Genomic DNA, 16,384 nt, shown 5'->3' with positions numbered 1-16,384 from the left:
TCATCAAGCTTCTCTAGTGATGAGAACGTCACAACGTTAAATCCAACTTCTCGTGGTTATCCATGATTCTATTTTACCAAATAAAAATATCTACAGTTCAATCTGTAGTTATTGGATAATTTCATGGCAGGGGTGGCAGTTGGCCGATCGAATGTTTTGGATAGACAATTACAATGAAGAATCACTGGGTCGATTACGAAAATTACTCCTTGAAAGTAATGACCGCTAAATGTCTACTCTACATTAAACAGTGCAGTTGCACCACCAACCATGATTTTCCCATTTTCGAGTTTTGTTAACGCAAGGATGGCTGAGGGCCCGCTAAAACTGTACTGTGTAACCTTAAGCGATTGGCCTACCTTAATATTTTCATCGGCGCTGATCTGGGCCGCATTTGACACACCGGTTGCGCGATCGGCCAGGTTGTCTGGGCCAGAATAGGCGTTGTTTTGAATACACTTTTCTGGGAGCATAGTTTGAAGATTTCGGCAAAATATATGAATGCCGTTAACCTTACCGCTGTCCTGGAACTTCAGGAGTGCTTCGTAGTCTATTTTTCCCAGATTACGCTGAAGGCTGTCGAAGACCTCTGGTGCTATTTCAATAGTAAGTTTTGGTGAACCCACAGAAAGCACGCCGCAGTTTTTGTAATCACCCAGCGAAATACTGTAAATATTGGTAAGTGTTTCGCCGTCGACTACTAGTGACTGCGGTGCAGCAGCTTGAAATTCAAGAGCAATATTGCCGAGCTCGTCAATAGTAGCATTCGCTGAGGTGTTGAGTGTGGTCACGATCGACAAAGTAGAATTGGCTGAAATTTTTCCAGTTTGAAGCAACGTTTGAATTGCTCCTAAAAATCCGTGTGCACAGGCTCCCATTTCAGAACCGGAGGGCGTATAAACGGTAAGGTTAATGGCATAGTTGTTTGTCTCATTGTGCTCACAGCTATTTATAAAGACGGTCTCTGGCGTGTTTGTTCGTTTGGCGATCTCTAGACGCTCGTTTGCATCTAGCCCGGCAACATTAGTACCAACTGCAACTGCGAATGGATTGCCCATTAGCCCAAATGGGTCAGCAGGGTCAACAAACGAACTGCCTACGACAATACTTAGGTTTGGGTCTAGCTCTTCCCAGTTGATCTCATTGGCAACTTGCCACAATTTAGGATTTGCTTTAACAAGGTGCTCTGGAACGGATTGTGGTGTTTGTGTGTTTTGCATAGATCTACTATAACAAAAGATATTAACGAGAGAATGGAATCGAACTTTTTAACAGAGGTTGATGTATGCGTAAAATGTCAAATCTTAGAAAAACAAAAAACTCAACAGAGGTGAGGTTCGGTCACAATACTTCAAACTTGATCTGGCAGGGGTGGCAGTTCGGGAATCAAACTCCTACAGATGAGGAACTTGAAAAAGTGGATGTTGATGAGATTCGCGAGCTTTTCGACCCAGGCTCAGGTTAATCTAATGTGCCCCTCCGGGCATTGTAGTGCTGCAAGTACGGTATGGCCGCAGCAGCAACGATACTTGCAATTCCAATCAGAACCACGAGACTAGGGCGTTCATGGAAGAAGATGACACCGAATAGTACTCCAAATACGACTTCTAGTAAGCCCAAAATACCTGCTGCGCCTGCCTCCACCAACTTTAGTCCTTTAATAAACGTCCACGAAGCTACTAAGGATGCGACTGCGAACAATAGCAGGTATATCCATTGGACATGCCATCCAATTGATGGCAGCGGCTCTCCAAGTAGGAAAACTAGGGGCACATTTGCGATTACGCCAGATCCCCATACTAAAATGGCAGATTGTGACCCGTTATATGGAACTTTTTTAGCCGTCGCCATGTTGGCGGCAGTTGCTAATCCGGCCACTAATGCGCCGACAAGCGCCAGCCAACCACCTAATTTAATGCTCGGTGAAAATACTAACACGATGCCGAATACACCTAGCATAGTTGCCACTAATTTTTCTCTAGTAAATCGTTCGCCTTCAAACAACCAGCCAAACATAAACATACCGATGACGATGCCAATATAAGCAATGGCAAGGCTTATGCCAATGCCGGCATTTAAGACCGCATAATATAGCGGCGCAGAAACAAAAATTGACGAGATAACCATAGTCACTAACCATTTACGGTCACGACGCCAGTTAATTTTTTGTAGTTCTCGACGCGCAATGGCGACGATGATTAAACCGCCGAGTACTAATAGGCAGCGTAGGGCGCTAGCCGTAAAACTACCAAAAAAATTGCCCATGAGTACGGTCCATACACCATATGTAGCGTAAAAAACTGACGACAGTACTATCAGGCTTGCGCCGATTGGCGCACGAGAGGCTTTTTTGGCTTTCATATTCGCTAATAATACCAAAGTTCAGCCCGTTCTCCCAGTGTCAGGACTCGAACTTTTTAACAGATGAGGAAATTTAATAGCTATGAAGAAAATCGTAATTAACAGATACGAAAATTCCTGGCAGGGGTTTCAGTTCGCTAAGATAACTCCCGGTGAGCTAGATAAAGTTGATATTGAAGAGATTAGAGCTGTTATGGATGAAGATTCTAGCTAAGGAGTACCGTTAATATAGATATAAGTACTAGGCCGGCGAGCAGCCCCATACTAACAATGCTAGCCGCAAATGTATCGTCTAGTTTCTCTAAGGACGAAAATGTTACGGCATTAAAACCAACGGGCGAAGCCGCTAGGATCAACACGGCTATCCTGTCCACGCCCGTCAAGCCGAATACTATTACGAACGCAACACCAATTGCTAGCCCACCTACCATTCGGATAAATAGCGACTGAAACGTCTGCGTCGGGAACATGAGCCGAGGTTCTAAGATAAGTCCAAGGGCAAGCAAAATTAGTGGCGCAGTTAGATCTGCCAGCATATTCACTGTCGGGCTTATCCAGCTAGGAATCTCAGTACTAGTGAAGTTCATGGCGAGCGCAACAATTAGCGTAATGAAAGCCGGCGTAACAGTAACTGCTTTCAGTATATCTATTTTACGTAGGTTTTCTCGATGGCCGTAGGAAATAGCAATCGAATACACCCAGCCAAAAACCATGAAGCCGTTCAAAACGTTAAAAAGTGCCACTCTTGCTGCGCCATCATCCCCAGCAATAGACATTACGAATGGAAGTGTGAATCCAGAATTGACGGCCATTGTAGCCATGAGAAATACTGCAAATTGTTTGGGCTTGAGGTTAACTCTCTTCTCGAGTGGTTTAACTAAGACGTATGACGCAGCGGTTAGCACTAGAGGCAATATGAAAATAGCGAGCAGCGAAGAATCGAGATGTAGCTGGCTTATTGACCGCAATGTCAGTACAGGCGCGGCCACCAAAAATACAAATTTGAGCAAGGTTCGACCTAAGTCGGCATTAAATATGCCCTGTCGTTTAAGGAAGTAACCGAGACCTATCAAGCCAAACGTGGGTAAAAGTTTTACGAGTATGTCCATGTCTTAAGAGATTATAGCAACGAACCGGAGGAGAGAATGAAAATCAAACTTTTTTCGTAGCAAAAAAGTCTACACTTACATCTGTAGACTTTGTGAAAATTCATGGCAGGGGCACGTGGAATCGAACCACGATCTAAGGTTTTGGAGACCTTTATACTAACCGTTGTACTATGCCCCTACGACTGCTGTATTATACACTTTTTTACGGCGATTTTCTATAACAGTTCGCCTGGTCGTCGTAGGCCGGCGATTTTTTCGATGTTTTCAAAGATTTTACGAATTTGATCTGGTTTGTATTTGTGCAGGTTGCCGCGCAAGTTTACGTGTAGCTTTCTGTTAAAAAATGAGTTTTCTACGATTGTACGTAGCTGCTCTGGTAGGTCGCCTAACCTAGTTAAGTCTGGCTCGTCCTTGACTAGCTCGTGGCCTAGGGTGTGGGTATTTTTTGCAGCTTGTTCGCCGGTTTGACTTGGTAGATCGGTTCGGTTAAGGCTAATTGCGATCTGTTTTATGTAGCCCATTTGGGCGTATTCGGGTAGCCATTCGCGCCAGTCAGGCATTTGTGTTTTACCGGTCAGCGAGTTGCGCTCGGCGTTGTAGCCGCTAAACGAAAGATTGTAAATTCCATGCTCGTCTAGTTGGTCTGGTAGATGCTGCATTTCTGCTACGCCCAGCTCTTCAAGTACGTCTGGGGTCAGTTGAACCGACGAATCAAACGGAGCTGTCATGGTGTCGGTAAGGTCGTAGCGACCAACATATAAGTTTGTAAGAATGTAACTTTGGCCATCGGCTTCAGCGACCATTTTTATGTCGTTCATAGATTCTTGTGACGGTGGCATTATGCAGCGCTCTACGGCTTCGCGTCCGAGCTTTAAAGCGCGCCGCACATAACTTTCACCGCTTGCTTTGCGTTCCAGATAGTTCGCCCGGCTTTGCTCGGCGGTTTGCGCAAAAGTTTGATCCATTGAGGCTATTAGTGCTACTCGTCCAACAGTATTTTCAAACCGGCCCGCGGCAATTTCTCGCCTTAGTTCGCTAGTTAAGCGCGAATTTAGTGGTGTCCAAGCTAAACCGTCGGCGCCTGCGCGCTCAATAAACTTCCGAGTACTCTTGATTCCACTAAAAAACCTACGGCGGTTACTCAAGCCTAAATTAGAGATTGTTCTTGTAGATATTACCTCTGGCATGAGCTAATTATACAATTTTAGTTAAATTGTGCAACTTTGCCCTGCGTGCACAGCTTGCTATACTAAGATCAAATGGTGGTGCAAAAAGTAAAACATTTTACTACTAAGCTTGTTGTTAAAAAATTTGCTGACAAGCTTCACTTTGTTTACTTTGGGCACGTGGGGTTGCAAGACGACCATACCATGGTTTTAGGGGCGACAGCCAGCACGAGTCACGAAGACAACTTCTACACCGTTGGTTACTTTGAAGGCCACGACGTTATTCTGCTGCAACGTACTAACACCCTGCACTTTCCAGGAAAAGCGACTGTTAACTATAAATGGCTTATTTTTCAGTTTGATCTAAAGCAATCCAACTTACCGCATATTTTTATTGACAACCAGCACCATGATGAAACATTTTTTGCCAATTTAGCCGTTGGATTCACAAAGCTAAAAGATATGAGTGGTGCTTTTACTGATGTAGGTGCAACTGTTCTAATTGATCCGGTTCGATATCCTGCCGCCAGAATGCTTCTTTCGCCAGCTATAGTGAATACCTTAACACAAAACTTTAGGCATTTAGATGTTGAAATAAACGACGATCAACTATTTATTTATGCAAAAGATACTCATATTAATATGCGCCTACTCGAAAACATACTAAAATTGGGCTCCTGGATGGCGGCCCAATTAGATAGTACAAAATTGCCAGAATAGCTATTTGCGTTTTTTAACTTCGTTACGACCCAAGTTTTTAGCAGATTCTTTGTAAAGCTCGCGTTTGCGAGTAGTTGGGTTGTATTTCATCATTTCAAGTTTACCAGGGGTGTTCTGGGTGTTTTTTGTAGTGTAGTAATGACGTTCGCCAGCTGCGTTAACAAGTCCGACAATCTTACGTTTTTCGCTTTTTTTAGCCATTTTAAACCTTAAATATTAACAGTTGACTTAAATTATAACAGATAAAACCATTGATTACAACGTGGAGCCCAAGACGAGGATTGAACTCGTGACCCCTTCCTTACCATGGAAGTGCTCTACCACTGAGCTACTTGGGCGTATGCAACAGGGGTTATTTTACCTTTTTTTGGCAAAATTCTCAAGTCTTAGGTGTCAAAGGGCGCCGTACCGAAGTCGTGCGCCCTTGCTGTTACTGATTCCAGCGTGCGTTGTGTGGTCTGCGTTTAGGCAGTAGTCGCGTTAAATAGTCTGTGGGGGCGAAGTAGTTGAAGCGTTCGTCGAGCACCCCGACCATGCCTGTATCGACTAGTCGATACATCTTACTTGCAATCCAATTAACTCCGTGCGAATACACCAGGCTTTCGACATGTGCGTCACGCTCCCGAATTTCCTCCTCGGCAATTCGCACTATGTCTTCTAGCCTAACGCCGCACCATTGCCCCATTCTCAGGGACTGGCGGATCAACCGCGCAGCGACTTCTCGTGTGAAGGAATCACCAATCGCGGGTTGTTCTAGCGAATACGGTCTTATTGGGGCGATCTTCCCTACAGCGATACTCATTTGCCAGGGCACGGTCACCACAATTCTTGGCGGCTGAGCCAAGCTGCCTCCTTACAGCGGAATTAAGCCAATTAGCTTAATTTGATTAATAATATCATTAAAACAGTAAAAAGCAATAGCTACTTACTAATTGATACAGTCTTTGTACAGTTCTTCGCCACTTGAGTTGTAGTACGTAGTGCAGCCCTGATCAACTTGTTTTTGTTTGTAGAAAATGAAGCCGACAGCAGCAATAATTAAAGCTATGCTTACCCCTAAAATTATTACGATTGTTGAGTTCTTTTTCATAATTTATAACTCTTGGTGCCGAGAGAGGGAGTCGAACCCCCGAAGACATAAGTCGTCTGATTTACAGTCAGATGCGTTTGACCACTTCGCTATCTCGGCTAATATGGAGCCGGCAGAGGGATTTGAACCCACGACCCGCTGTTTACAAAACAGCCGCTCTGGCCACTGAGCTATGCCGGCATGACTCTAAGATTTTATCGCATTTGACCCGTTTTTTCAAGATCAAAAGCTCACGTGTCTGAAAGATTCAAAAGTTGAGTCGCTCTGCTTGACGCTATAGATATTCATCACGTCTTTAACTGCTTCTTCGTTAAACTGTGAGGCATGGGATTCTAGTGCCTTTTGCTTTTGCCCAGTAAAATCATCGATTTTGATTTTTACTTGCTTTTCACCGGGACAGTAGTCTGCGAAGAGTATTTCGTTACACTTTGAAGGTTTGATTTTTGGGTCATCAAATTGCTTTGCAAAAAATGACAGATCACGACTAAACGGGTAGGTCGCATCAACTGTCGCTGCAGCAGTGTTGCGATGATCGCGGTGATTAACCCAAGTTTTACCTTGCTTGCTAATCAAAATTTTTTCTGGGTTGAGGGTGATTATAATTTGCGGCTGAAATTTGCGAATATAGTAACTAATTCGTTCAACCACCTCTTTAGAGTTCTCGATAGACCCATCATCAAAGCCAAGATTTACAGAATCACGCGGATCCAAGCCTAGCGTTTTCATTGCTCTCGCGTCCTCTGTTTGTCGCTTTTTAGCTAAAAATGCAGGGCTAATTTTACTATCGCGCGAACCATTATTTCCGGTTGTCGTCTTGATACTTATTACGCGTTTACCGTCTGCAGTGAGTCTGGCGACAGTTCCGCCGCACATGGCGTCCAGGTCGTCAGGGTGGGCGGTAACCACTAAAACGGTTTTCTTATCGCCAAAAATTTGATCGTAATCGTCCACTACATTACCATGCGTCGAGGCTGCTGAATTTGCTTTGGCAGTTGCTGTGGCTGAGGCGAGGCGATTATTTTTTCTATTTTCTTTTTGATGGTCTCTGCAAGTTCCATTTCGCCTATTCGTTCGTATGCGTCGGCCAGAATCTTAAGTGATTGTGGGTGCGGCTCAAGTTCGACTGCCTTTTCTAGTGCTTCGATCATTTTTTTGTTGTTCCCAAGCTTTTCTTGAACTTTAGCATATGCCACTTGTCGGGCCGAGAGCTCACTTTCCATCTCGATTGCTTGCTCGAAAGCCAGAGCAGCCTTTTCGTACTGACCAGTCTCGTAGTAGATTAAACCAACGTTGTGCAAGCTCGACGCACTAGGCTCCAAGCTCTGCGCAATTTCAAAACATTCGATTGCGTCATTAAAAGCGCGTTGCTTTGCGTATAAGATCCCAAGTCGGTTGTAAGCGGCAGCGTTACGCTCATCTACACGCAAAATCGTAAGCAAAGCCTTTTCGGCGCGTAGATATTTTTGCTCCTGCAGGCCTTCCTGCGCAATTTGCCAAAGTTTGTCGAGCTTTTCGGTAATTCGCTCGGGTAGTTGCTGGCCTTTAACTTCAGTAGTTGACCTTGTAAAAAGCCAAATGCTGATGCCGCCGAATATTGCAATTAATGGAATACTAAACATACTCGAACTTTATTATATCACTAATAACTCAAGAAAAAATTAACAAGTTGTGCGCGAGGGTTGCCATTTTGCAGCAAACTTTGCAGGCATTCCTCGAGAGAATCTGCCAATTTAAACCAGCGCTCGTTTGGAGATTTTGTAATTTGCATAGCTGTCATTGTGATCATTGCCTCGAGTGTCGCTATTAAAGTGCCCTTGTCTTTAACTAGGTCGTTAACTGTAGCCAAACGATCATACTGTGTTTCGCTAATCAACTTTTTAGCGGATTGCATAATGTTTTTGTATTGCTCTAAAACGGTGTTGTCGGCTAAAATCCTGTTTAAAATTGCCGGCCTGCCTTGTGCTATAAACAAAATTTGAGCCGTTTCTTGCGGGGACAGCTTAGGCGACTTTTTTGCTATTAGCTTTTTGAGATCGTTAGGACTAACCGGGTTAACGCTCACCGTTTGAAGTCGTGAGTTAATCGTTGCAAGTAGCTGCTGAGCGCTTATGGCAGTCAAAATAAAAGTCACGTTCTGTCGCGGCTCTTCAAGTAATTTTAAGAATGCATTCTGTGCCTCGACCCCCATTGTTTCGGCATGATCAATTATTATCACTTGCCGCTCAGCTTGTTTGCCGCTGGTTTTTCTGTACAAACTCCGAACTGTTTCTATAGTAATACTTCCCTTTTCTTCAGGTTCCACAACTTCGGCAAATGCATTTAAACTTTTGGCCCAGGCTTTAGCCAATGTTAACTTACCAACCCCCAGGGGTCCAGCAAATAACAAAGCGTGAGGAGGGTCCTTTGCAATATTCTGCAGCGTTTGCTTTGTAAAATTATTAATTAGTAGATCATGCATTATTTTAAGTTTTTTAAAAAGTTTTGTAGTTCGGGTGGCAATTCGGCCTTAAAAACCTTGCGCTCGCGATTAGGTAAAGTTAGTTCTAGCTCGGCGGCATGCAAGAATAGTCTACCTAACGCTTTAGGTGGTTCGTGACCGTAGAGTTTATCGCCAACAATCGGGCAACCGATGTAATTTAAGTGTACTCGAAGCTGGTGGGTTCGTCCGGTGAACGGTTTTAGACGCAATAAAGTGTAACTTTTAAAGTTTTCTACAGTGTCGTAAAATGTTTGCGCTGGCTTACCGTTAGGATCTACCTTAAAAGTTTGTGGTTTTTTGGGATTCCGCAAAATTGGTAAATCAATGTTTGCCGAATGTTCTTTTGGCCTACCCTCAACAAGCGCCATGTACGTTTTTTTAACTTTCCGCGTGGCGAACTGCTTTTGCAGCCAACGTTTTGACTCGTTATTTTTTGCGGCAATTATTACACCCGATGTCTCGCGATCTAACCTATGCACGATTCCGGGCCGGTTTGTTCCGGCGCCGTCAGTAGTACGGGGTTTCATAAACTCGCCAACAGTAAACTCGTCGTTAAGTTCGCCTTTCGCGTGTGTTAGAACGCCTGACGGTTTGTTTATTACTATTACATCATCGTCTTCGTAGATGACTGGCAATGTTTGACCAGTAAAATCGACTTTCTCTGTTTCGACAATTTTAACTTCATCGTCTTCACCAATCTCAGCTTTTGGTGATGTTTCAACTTTGCCGTTTACTAAAACGTGGCCAGTTTTACAAAGTTTTTGCCAGGTCGCACGGGAATTCTCGGGCCAGTAAGTTGCCAAATAAACGTCAAGTCGCATTATTTTTTGGGTCGCAGTCCTACGGATTGCTGCACTTTAAGCAAAGTTTCGTTGGCAACTTTATTCATTTTGGCTTCGCTTTGTTTAAGTTTAGTCAAGATTTGTTCGTCGCTAACTGCTTTTAAGTTACTTTGAAAGCTACTCAAAAACTCACTAACTACTTTGGCCACATCTTTCTTAAGCTCGCCGTACTGAGTTTGGCCTTTGTATTTTGCGATCACGGTTTGCAAATCTTGGTCGCCAAACAGGGCTAGAATCTGCAGGAGGTTACTAATACCTGGGCGTTTTTGCATATCAAAGTCAATTTCGGCAAGACTGTCGGTTGTCGCGCTCATTATTTTTTTAGCGGCAACTTCTGGTGCGTCGGTCATAAAAATGACGCCCTTGCCGGTTTCGTCGCTCTTGCTCATTTTTTTAGTTGGATCCATTAAATCACGAATACGCAGTCCTTGATCTTTACCAAAAAACTCGTGCTGTTTTTTTACAGGCAGTGGCACAGTAAATAGGCTATCAAACTTAGCGTTCATGCGCTCGGCAATATCGCGAGCGAATTCAATGTGCTGAGCTTGATCGTCGCCAACTGGAACAAGTTCGGCATTGTAAAGCAAAATATCGGCAGCCATAAGAACTGGATAGTTAAATAAGCCCACGCTAACTCGATCTTCGGCAAGTTTTTCGGACTTATCCTTAAACTGTGTCATTCGACTCATTTCGCCAAAACCGGTAAAGCAGTCCAAAATCCATGTTAGCTCACTGTGCGCTGGCACGTAGCTTTGTCGATAAACATGAATATTTTCGTTACCTAGTGGTAATCCTGCAGCGACAAAGACTCGTACATTGTTTAAACTCTGCTCGTACAACTTAGTGTGGTCGATCGGGGTAGTAAAACTATGTAGGTCGGGCACGAACATGTTTATTTGGTACTCGCCTGCTTTGGTTTTGGCCATGTCAATAATCGGTAAAATTGCGCCCAAATAGTTGCCGATTGTAAGTTCGTTATTGGATCTGATTCCGGTTAGGATTGTTTTCATAATAGCCTTATTATACGTTAATTAATAAAAAACCGCCTACTCGGCGGCAAAAGTTTACAATAAAAACTACTGTCGCCAGGATTTTTGTTTTTGCCAAGAATTATTGCTCATAATTGTATTATATTTTACTTAATACGTGTTTGTCGAGGACCATATTTATGATGTAGTGGAGGCAGTTAACAACCAGGATTGCTGGCGCTACGATAGCAACAGTTCCTGAATGTAATGGTTCAAACACCAAGGCTAAAATTATTGCAGTGATACCATTTTGCTGAGCAAAAGCTATATGCCAGCTGTCTTTTTTTGGTAATTTGCGAGTCAAAATGAATCCTACAATGATTTGCGCTAGGTAGGCCATGAATCCTAATGCAATTCCTGCTACGATATTCACCCCGCCAACTAGTAGGATACCCAGCAGTAACGTAGCAATCACCAAAGCGTATTTGGTTGCCAAATTTATGTATTTTTCAATTGGCGGGCGTAGGAACAAGCCTATTAAGGCTACGCCTAGCATCATAAAATATATTACCGATATCGAAAATGCTATTGCTAACAAAACATAAACCAAAAGCGACACGCCGAATGCAAGCCAGGCGGAAACTTGCTTGGAATAAAATCGAATTACTGTATACAGACAAAAGGCCTGTGCAGCGAGGCCAAGATTGAGTCCTAGCTCGGTTATGTACGACCACAAGCCAACGCTCGCATCTGTGGTTGATAAATTTATAGCGCCACTACCGAATACCTGCACGATTATAATTGGGGCGTAAATAGCCAATATCACCGTCATTGGATCGTCGAATGATGCCCAAGAGCTTAGGATCGCTTTTGCCTTTTTAGACATTCGGTTGTCTTGCAATAATGCCGATACCGACAGTGGGTCGATCTGAGCGACAACTATTCCTAGTATCAAAAAGAAAGGATCCTGAAACGCTAACCACAAAGTAACCCCAATTATTGCCGCTTTTAAAAACACACCAATCGTGACTGCGCTTAAAATTAGCTTAAGGTGTTGCTTGGCTTCTTTTAGGTCTATTCCGTAGGTGCTTGCATATAGACCGGTTGCTAACAATAGTGCAATCAGCAGCTGATACCAATTAGAGTTTTGAATCCCATTAATATTAAAAATTAAGGCTAAAATTAAGCCAAACAAAACAATTCCTACAAGTTGAACAAGATTCATCGTCATACAGTATGCTCTTGGTTGCCTGGTTTTTCAAGGTTGATTTTAGCTAAAACAAAAAACCGGCATGCAAGCCGGTAATTTGTAGTAATCTGTAATTAACGCTTTGAAAACTGTTCGCGTTTGCGAGCGCTGCGTAAACCGTATTTCTTCGGTTCTTTTTCGCGGCTATCGCGCATAAGCAAGCCAGCTTTCTTTAGTGTTCCACGTAAGTCGTCGTTCATGCCAGCTAAAGCTTTGCTAATAGCAAGCTTAATTGCATCAACTTGACCTGCATGACCACCACCGGTCACTCGCACACTAACATCAAAGTCTTTTTCTTTACCGATAAGCTTAAGAGGCTGGATCAATTCTGCTGTCCAAGCTTCGTTGCTGCTTAGGTAATCTTCGGCTTTTTTGTCATTAATTGTCACCAGACCCTTGCCAGTTGTTAAACGAGCACGAGCTGTTGAAGATTTACGACGGCCTAGCCCGTAAAAATAGCTTTTAGTCATTATCTTTCTACCTCAACTTTAACAGGTGATTGTGCTGCGTGATTGTGGTCAGCGCCAGCAAAAATCTTTAGTCGTTTTAGTCGGCCATCAACTAGCTTGTTTTTTGGAAGCATACCAGTTACGGCGAGCTCAATAACTTTGGCTGGGTTGATTTCTAACTGCTCTTTAAGAGTACGTTCTTTAATTCCGCCTGGGAATCCAGAGTGGCGATAGTACATCTTGTCGTCCATTTTGGTGCCGCTAACTTTAACTTTTGCAGCGTTTACAACTACCACAAAGTCGCCACCGTCAATATGGGCAGTGTAGCTTGGTTTGTATTTACCAATTAGGTACTTAGCAACAGTAGTAGCTACGCGGCCTAAGTTGTCTTCGCTAGCGTCAACAACAACCCATTTGCGCGTCACTTCAGCAGGTTTCTGCGAGTATGTTTTATTCATGATTACTCCTTACCTTTCGGCTCAGCCTTAGGCTTGGCGGTTGCTTTTGGAGCAGCCTTCTTAACAACTGGCGCCTCTACAACGTTAACATCGTCAACAAAGCTAATTGTTGCCATCTGGGCGTTGTCGCCTACGCGTAAACGAGTAGTTTTGATACGCAGGTAACCGCCTTGACGATCTTTTAGCTTTGGAGCAATCTGATCAACTAGTTTATGGGCAGCGCTAATTGTACTTAGGCTGGCAATAATTTGGCGACGGCTGTGTAAGTCGCCTTTTTTTGCCTTGGTCACTAAAGCTTCTACGTATGGGCGAATTTCTTTAGCTTTTTCCAGTGTGGTCTCGATACTTGTCTTTTCGATAAGCGACGTAGCTAAGCCCTTGATTAGAGCTTTGCGTTGATCGCGTTCTAAGCCAAATTTTCGACCTTTATATCCGTGACGATGCATATTAGAGCTCCAACTCCGCCATCTTTTCTTTAACTTCGTCTAAAGCTTTGCTTCCAAAGCCTTTAAGTTCACGAAGGTCAGACTCACTCAAAGTAACTAAGTCGTGAATAGTACGAATGTCGTTATTGATCAATGAGTTAGTTGTTCGGGCTGTTAGGTTTAGGTCTTCAATTGGGGTCATAAGCTGATTGCTATCTAGGTCTTCTTTGCTACCAACAGTTGGGCCAGCAACAACACGAGTAGAACCTGCCAAAGCAGTATACTGGTTGATCAAGATAGCCGCAGCCTCTTCGAATGCGTCGCGTGGGCTGATTGTACCGTCTGTGTCGATTGTAATGCTTAGTTTATCTAAGTCAGTTGCTTGGCCAACACGAGTGTTTTCAACTTTGTAGCGAACGCGCATAACTGGGCTGAACATTGCATCCAAAGCGATTAGATCGCCCTGAGTGCGTTTTGCAGCCGATTCTTCGATCGTGCGATAACCGCGACCAGAATCAACAACAATGTCCATAACCAACGAACCTTTTGGATCGTCGATTGTTGCAATAACAGCATCTTTATTTACTACTTCGATGTCAGCGGTAAGCTTGATGTCGGCAGCAGTAACAACGCCAGCACCTTTTTTCTCTAATCGTAGAGTTATAGGAGCATCAGCGTGGCTCTTAAAGTAAATATTTTTGACGTTGAGCATGATGTCAACGACATCCTCTTTTACACCTTTAACAGTTGTAAATTCGTGGGTTGTGCCCTCGATTTTAAAAGCTGTTGCAGCTGCACCGGCAATACTGCTTAGTAACACGCGTCGTAGGCTGTTACCAAGAGTCATACCGTAGCCAGTATGAAGTGGCTCGATAACAAATGTTGCACTTGTAGAGTTATGCTCTTCAACGTGCGCTAGTGTTGGGTTGTGAATGACTTTCATTCGCGGCTTTCTCCTTTGCCTTCTTTTAAAAGTCTAACGTGAGTAATACTCAACGATGAGCTGTTCTTTAATATCTTGGTCGGCTTCTTCGCGGGTAGGTAGGCCAGTTATAGTAATTGTCATCTTCTTGTGGTCACTCTTCAACCAGCTAAGGCTAGGTTGATTTGTGTCTTTAACAATTGCATCAAGACCAGCGAAGTAGTGAGTTTTTGCACTGCTTGGACGAACGGTAATTACATCGCCTTCGCGAACACGCAAGCTTGGAATATTAACACGAGTTCCATTAACCATTAGATGGCCGTGGCTAACTAATTGGCGTGAACCACGACGGCTTACAGCCCAACCAGCTCGGTAAATTACGTTGTCTAAGCGGCGTTCCAAAAGTTGCAATAGCACCTGACCAGACTGGCCTTTGCTGCGACTTGCTTCTTTCATTGTGTTAGCAAACTGTTTTTCAAGTAGGCCGTATAGTCGGCGAACTTTTTGCTTTTCGCGAAGCTGCATAGAATACAAGCTTGCTTTACCGCGACCAGATCGCTGAGCGTGAACGCCAGGGATGCCAGTCTTTTTGGCCATAATTTTATGTGCCTTAACGTGCAAGGCAAAGCCTTCACGGCGAGACTGTTTTACAATTGGGCTTCGATCTCTAGCCATTTTATACTCTCCTTGCCTTTCGTGAGCGAACGCCACCATGTGGGACACCGGTTTTATCCTGGATACTTTCGATAGCTATGTCTAGGTTTTGCAAAGCGCGGATCGCGGCGTCGCGACCAAGGCCAATGCCTTTAACAAAAACATCAACAGATTTTACGCCATAGGTTTGCTTGGCAGCAGTTCCAGCCTTTTCGCTAGCAACCTGTGCAGCGTAGGCAGTTCCTTTTTTAGAACCACGAAAACCCATAGCACCCGCGCTAGCAACTGTAAGAACGTCGCCTTTTTTGTCTGTAAAAGTAACAATTGTGTTGTTGAAAGTAGCTTTAACATGCATAGCACCGGATGGTACTGTTCGTTTTTGCTTCTTCTTGGTTGATTGTGTATCTGCCATATTAATTCCTACGTCTTAGACGCTACCTTCTTTTTAGTACCGCCCACAGTAACTTTTTTGCCGCGACGAGTTCGCGCATTTGTTTTTGTGCGTTGACCACGGCTTGGTAGGTTAGCAGCATGACGGACACCTCTGTAAGACTTAATGTCTTTAAGACGTTTGATATTGCCAACAACTACACGCTGAAGTTCACCTTCTACGTTGTAGTTGGCGCTGATTTCGTCACGAATCTTCTGTAGTTCGTTTTCTGATAGGTCTTTAACACGCGCAGTTGGTTCAATTTTTGTTGCAGCTAAAATATCCGCAGCAAATTTGGGACCAATGCCGTAAATGTAAGTAAGAGCAATTTGCACTTGCTTGTCAGTTGGAATTGTAACGCCTGCGATACGTGCCATAACTAGCCTTGCCTCTGTTTATGCTTAGGTTTACGTTTGTTAATGACATACAGCCTGCCTTTACGGCGTACTAGCTGGTCGTCTGGGCTGATTTTTTTGACGCTTGGTTGCACCTTCACCGGGCCTACTCCTTGGCGTTTATATAATATTAATCCCGTAAGCGGAAGATGATTCTGCCCTTTGTGAGATCGTAAGGGGTTAACTCAACTTCTACTTTGTCTCCAGGCACTAAGCGGATATAATGCTTTCGCATTTTACCAGCGATATGCCCTTCGATTTTATGACCATTTTCTAATTCCACAATAAACTTAGCACCCGGCAGGGCTTCAACAACACGTCCGGTAAGTTTTATTACTTCTTTAGTACTGGCCATAAGCTACAGTGACTGATTATACAGATATTTTCCTCTGTTGTAAAGTGTTATTTAAATATCCATCGCTAACGTTGCGATTTGTCTTGCCCTAATATTACAAATCAAAACATGTTTGGTCAACATGCAAAAAAATAAGCCCAATATTTCGGGCTTATTTTGTAGATTCAGAGACTATTCGTCTTCTTCATCTTCGTCTTTGTCGGCGTCCTTCCAAGTACATTTACCTGTTGGACATTCGTGGTGACGACCTTGCTTGCACATTTCACAGTCGCAACCGCAGTTGTCCATATTTTTTTCTTCTTGCATACCTTA

The 16,384-nt window shown here is 43.7% G+C and carries 26 protein-coding genes and 4 tRNA genes; 3 read left to right on the top strand and 27 right to left on the bottom strand.

Annotation, left to right across the window (positions count from 1 at the left end; all coding sequences use genetic code 11):
• Positions 1-233: 233 nt before the first annotated feature.
• Positions 234-1,220, bottom strand: a complete 987-nt coding sequence (locus tag VLA77_03515) for a PhzF family phenazine biosynthesis protein (GenBank protein ID HSE29623.1) — start codon at positions 1,218-1,220, stop codon at positions 234-236.
• A 74-nt stretch (positions 1,221-1,294) separates the two neighbouring features.
• Here VLA77_03515 and VLA77_03510 point away from each other — a divergent pair, with 74 nt between their 5' ends.
• Entirely contained in the window at positions 1,295-1,465 is a 171-nt protein-coding gene (locus tag VLA77_03510; GenBank protein HSE29622.1) for a hypothetical protein, read from the top strand.
• On the opposite strand, the gene VLA77_03505 is transcribed toward VLA77_03510, so the two are convergent.
• Positions 1,462-2,361, bottom strand: a complete 900-nt coding sequence (locus VLA77_03505) for a DMT family transporter (protein HSE29621.1) — start codon at positions 2,359-2,361, stop codon at positions 1,462-1,464. The genes VLA77_03510 and VLA77_03505 overlap by 4 nt on opposite strands.
• An 82-nt stretch (positions 2,362-2,443) precedes the next feature.
• Between VLA77_03505 and VLA77_03500 the strand changes: the two genes are divergently transcribed.
• Positions 2,444-2,575 (top strand): hypothetical protein, encoded by a 132-nt coding sequence (locus VLA77_03500; GenBank protein ID HSE29620.1) that lies wholly within the window; start codon positions 2,444-2,446, stop codon positions 2,573-2,575.
• On the opposite strand, the gene VLA77_03495 is transcribed toward VLA77_03500, so the two are convergent.
• The 3 genes from VLA77_03495 to VLA77_03485 all read right to left on the bottom strand — a co-directional run bounded on the left by VLA77_03495 (position 2,568) and on the right by VLA77_03485 (position 4,657).
• A complete protein-coding gene (locus tag VLA77_03495) occupies positions 2,568-3,470 on the bottom strand; it encodes an AEC family transporter (protein ID HSE29619.1) in 903 nt (300 codons plus the stop codon). The genes VLA77_03500 and VLA77_03495 overlap by 8 nt on opposite strands.
• A 103-nt stretch (positions 3,471-3,573) precedes the next feature.
• Positions 3,574-3,648 (bottom strand) — tRNA-Trp (locus VLA77_03490).
• A gap of 37 nt (positions 3,649-3,685) precedes the next feature.
• Positions 3,686-4,657, bottom strand: coding sequence for a hypothetical protein (locus VLA77_03485; GenBank protein HSE29618.1), 972 nt, complete (start codon positions 4,655-4,657; stop codon positions 3,686-3,688).
• A gap of 72 nt (positions 4,658-4,729) precedes the next feature.
• Between VLA77_03485 and VLA77_03480 the strand changes: the two genes are divergently transcribed.
• A complete protein-coding gene (locus VLA77_03480; GenBank protein ID HSE29617.1) occupies positions 4,730-5,356 on the top strand; it encodes a hypothetical protein in 627 nt (208 codons plus the stop codon).
• Here VLA77_03480 and rpmG read toward each other — a convergent pair whose 3' ends face one another.
• From rpmG to VLA77_03370, 22 genes are all read right to left on the bottom strand, one after another.
• A complete protein-coding gene (rpmG, locus tag VLA77_03475; GenBank protein HSE29616.1) occupies positions 5,357-5,557 on the bottom strand; it encodes a 50S ribosomal protein L33 in 201 nt (66 codons plus the stop codon).
• Positions 5,558-5,619: 62 nt separating this feature from the next.
• Positions 5,620-5,694 (bottom strand) — tRNA-Thr (locus VLA77_03470).
• Positions 5,695-5,786: 92 nt separating this feature from the next.
• A complete protein-coding gene (locus VLA77_03465; GenBank protein ID HSE29615.1) occupies positions 5,787-6,041 on the bottom strand; it encodes a hypothetical protein in 255 nt (84 codons plus the stop codon).
• Positions 6,042-6,284: 243 nt separating this feature from the next.
• Complete coding sequence (locus VLA77_03460; GenBank protein ID HSE29614.1) at positions 6,285-6,446, bottom strand: hypothetical protein; 162 nt, start codon at positions 6,444-6,446, stop codon at positions 6,285-6,287.
• A gap of 13 nt (positions 6,447-6,459) precedes the next feature.
• Positions 6,460-6,545, bottom strand: a tRNA-Tyr gene (locus VLA77_03455).
• Between the two features lie 5 nt (positions 6,546-6,550).
• Positions 6,551-6,626: transfer RNA gene (locus tag VLA77_03450), tRNA-Thr, on the bottom strand.
• Between the two features lie 42 nt (positions 6,627-6,668).
• A complete protein-coding gene (locus tag VLA77_03445; protein HSE29613.1) occupies positions 6,669-7,397 on the bottom strand; it encodes a PIG-L deacetylase family protein in 729 nt (242 codons plus the stop codon).
• A complete protein-coding gene (locus tag VLA77_03440) occupies positions 7,397-8,065 on the bottom strand; it encodes a tetratricopeptide repeat protein (GenBank protein ID HSE29612.1) in 669 nt (222 codons plus the stop codon). Before VLA77_03440 ends, VLA77_03445 begins: the two co-directional genes overlap by 1 nt.
• A 20-nt stretch (positions 8,066-8,085) precedes the next feature.
• On the bottom strand, positions 8,086-8,904 hold the full coding sequence (locus tag VLA77_03435) for an AAA family ATPase (protein ID HSE29611.1): 819 nt from the start codon (positions 8,902-8,904) through the stop codon (positions 8,086-8,088).
• Complete coding sequence (locus VLA77_03430) at positions 8,904-9,746, bottom strand: RluA family pseudouridine synthase (protein HSE29610.1); 843 nt, start codon at positions 9,744-9,746, stop codon at positions 8,904-8,906. Before VLA77_03430 ends, VLA77_03435 begins: the two co-directional genes overlap by 1 nt.
• Positions 9,746-10,777 (bottom strand): tryptophan--tRNA ligase, encoded by a 1,032-nt coding sequence (gene trpS / locus VLA77_03425; protein ID HSE29609.1) that lies wholly within the window; start codon positions 10,775-10,777, stop codon positions 9,746-9,748. The genes VLA77_03430 and trpS overlap by 1 nt, the downstream gene beginning before the upstream one ends.
• A gap of 118 nt (positions 10,778-10,895) precedes the next feature.
• Complete coding sequence (locus VLA77_03420; GenBank protein ID HSE29608.1) at positions 10,896-11,960, bottom strand: cation:proton antiporter; 1,065 nt, start codon at positions 11,958-11,960, stop codon at positions 10,896-10,898.
• A 98-nt stretch (positions 11,961-12,058) separates the two neighbouring features.
• Positions 12,059-12,454, bottom strand: coding sequence for a 30S ribosomal protein S9 (rpsI, locus tag VLA77_03415; GenBank protein HSE29607.1), 396 nt, complete (start codon positions 12,452-12,454; stop codon positions 12,059-12,061).
• Positions 12,454-12,891: a 50S ribosomal protein L13 gene (rplM, locus tag VLA77_03410; GenBank protein ID HSE29606.1), complete on the bottom strand. Its 438-nt coding sequence runs from the start codon at positions 12,889-12,891 to the stop codon at positions 12,454-12,456. The genes rpsI and rplM overlap by 1 nt, the downstream gene beginning before the upstream one ends.
• 2 nt (positions 12,892-12,893) lie before the next feature.
• Positions 12,894-13,337: a 50S ribosomal protein L17 gene (gene rplQ / locus VLA77_03405; protein HSE29605.1), complete on the bottom strand. Its 444-nt coding sequence runs from the start codon at positions 13,335-13,337 to the stop codon at positions 12,894-12,896.
• Between the two features lies 1 nt (position 13,338).
• Positions 13,339-14,259: a DNA-directed RNA polymerase subunit alpha gene (locus tag VLA77_03400; GenBank protein ID HSE29604.1), complete on the bottom strand. Its 921-nt coding sequence runs from the start codon at positions 14,257-14,259 to the stop codon at positions 13,339-13,341.
• Between the two features lie 33 nt (positions 14,260-14,292).
• Positions 14,293-14,913 carry a 30S ribosomal protein S4 gene (gene rpsD, locus VLA77_03395; protein ID HSE29603.1) on the bottom strand — a complete coding sequence of 207 codons (621 nt, stop codon included), beginning with the start codon at positions 14,911-14,913 and terminating at the stop codon, positions 14,293-14,295.
• A 1-nt stretch (position 14,914) separates the two neighbouring features.
• Positions 14,915-15,304 carry a 30S ribosomal protein S11 gene (rpsK, locus tag VLA77_03390; protein HSE29602.1) on the bottom strand — a complete coding sequence of 130 codons (390 nt, stop codon included), beginning with the start codon at positions 15,302-15,304 and terminating at the stop codon, positions 14,915-14,917.
• An 8-nt stretch (positions 15,305-15,312) separates the two neighbouring features.
• On the bottom strand, positions 15,313-15,699 hold the full coding sequence (rpsM, locus tag VLA77_03385) for a 30S ribosomal protein S13 (protein ID HSE29601.1): 387 nt from the start codon (positions 15,697-15,699) through the stop codon (positions 15,313-15,315).
• A 2-nt stretch (positions 15,700-15,701) separates the two neighbouring features.
• Positions 15,702-15,818 (bottom strand): 50S ribosomal protein L36, encoded by a 117-nt coding sequence (gene rpmJ, locus VLA77_03380; protein HSE29600.1) that lies wholly within the window; start codon positions 15,816-15,818, stop codon positions 15,702-15,704.
• 29 nt (positions 15,819-15,847) lie between these two features.
• Positions 15,848-16,072, bottom strand: a complete 225-nt coding sequence (infA, locus tag VLA77_03375) for a translation initiation factor IF-1 (GenBank protein ID HSE29599.1) — start codon at positions 16,070-16,072, stop codon at positions 15,848-15,850.
• Positions 16,073-16,243: 171 nt separating this feature from the next.
• Positions 16,244-16,378: a hypothetical protein gene (locus tag VLA77_03370; GenBank protein ID HSE29598.1), complete on the bottom strand. Its 135-nt coding sequence runs from the start codon at positions 16,376-16,378 to the stop codon at positions 16,244-16,246.
• Positions 16,379-16,384 lie beyond the last annotated feature (6 nt).

It is taken from the genome of Candidatus Saccharimonadales bacterium (assembly GCA_035457485.1).
Classification (GTDB): domain Bacteria; phylum Patescibacteriota; class Saccharimonadia; order Saccharimonadales; family EFPC-124; genus DATIBO01.
Note: the sequence above shows the minus strand (reverse complement) of the source record. Positions and strands in the feature narration are given on the sequence as shown.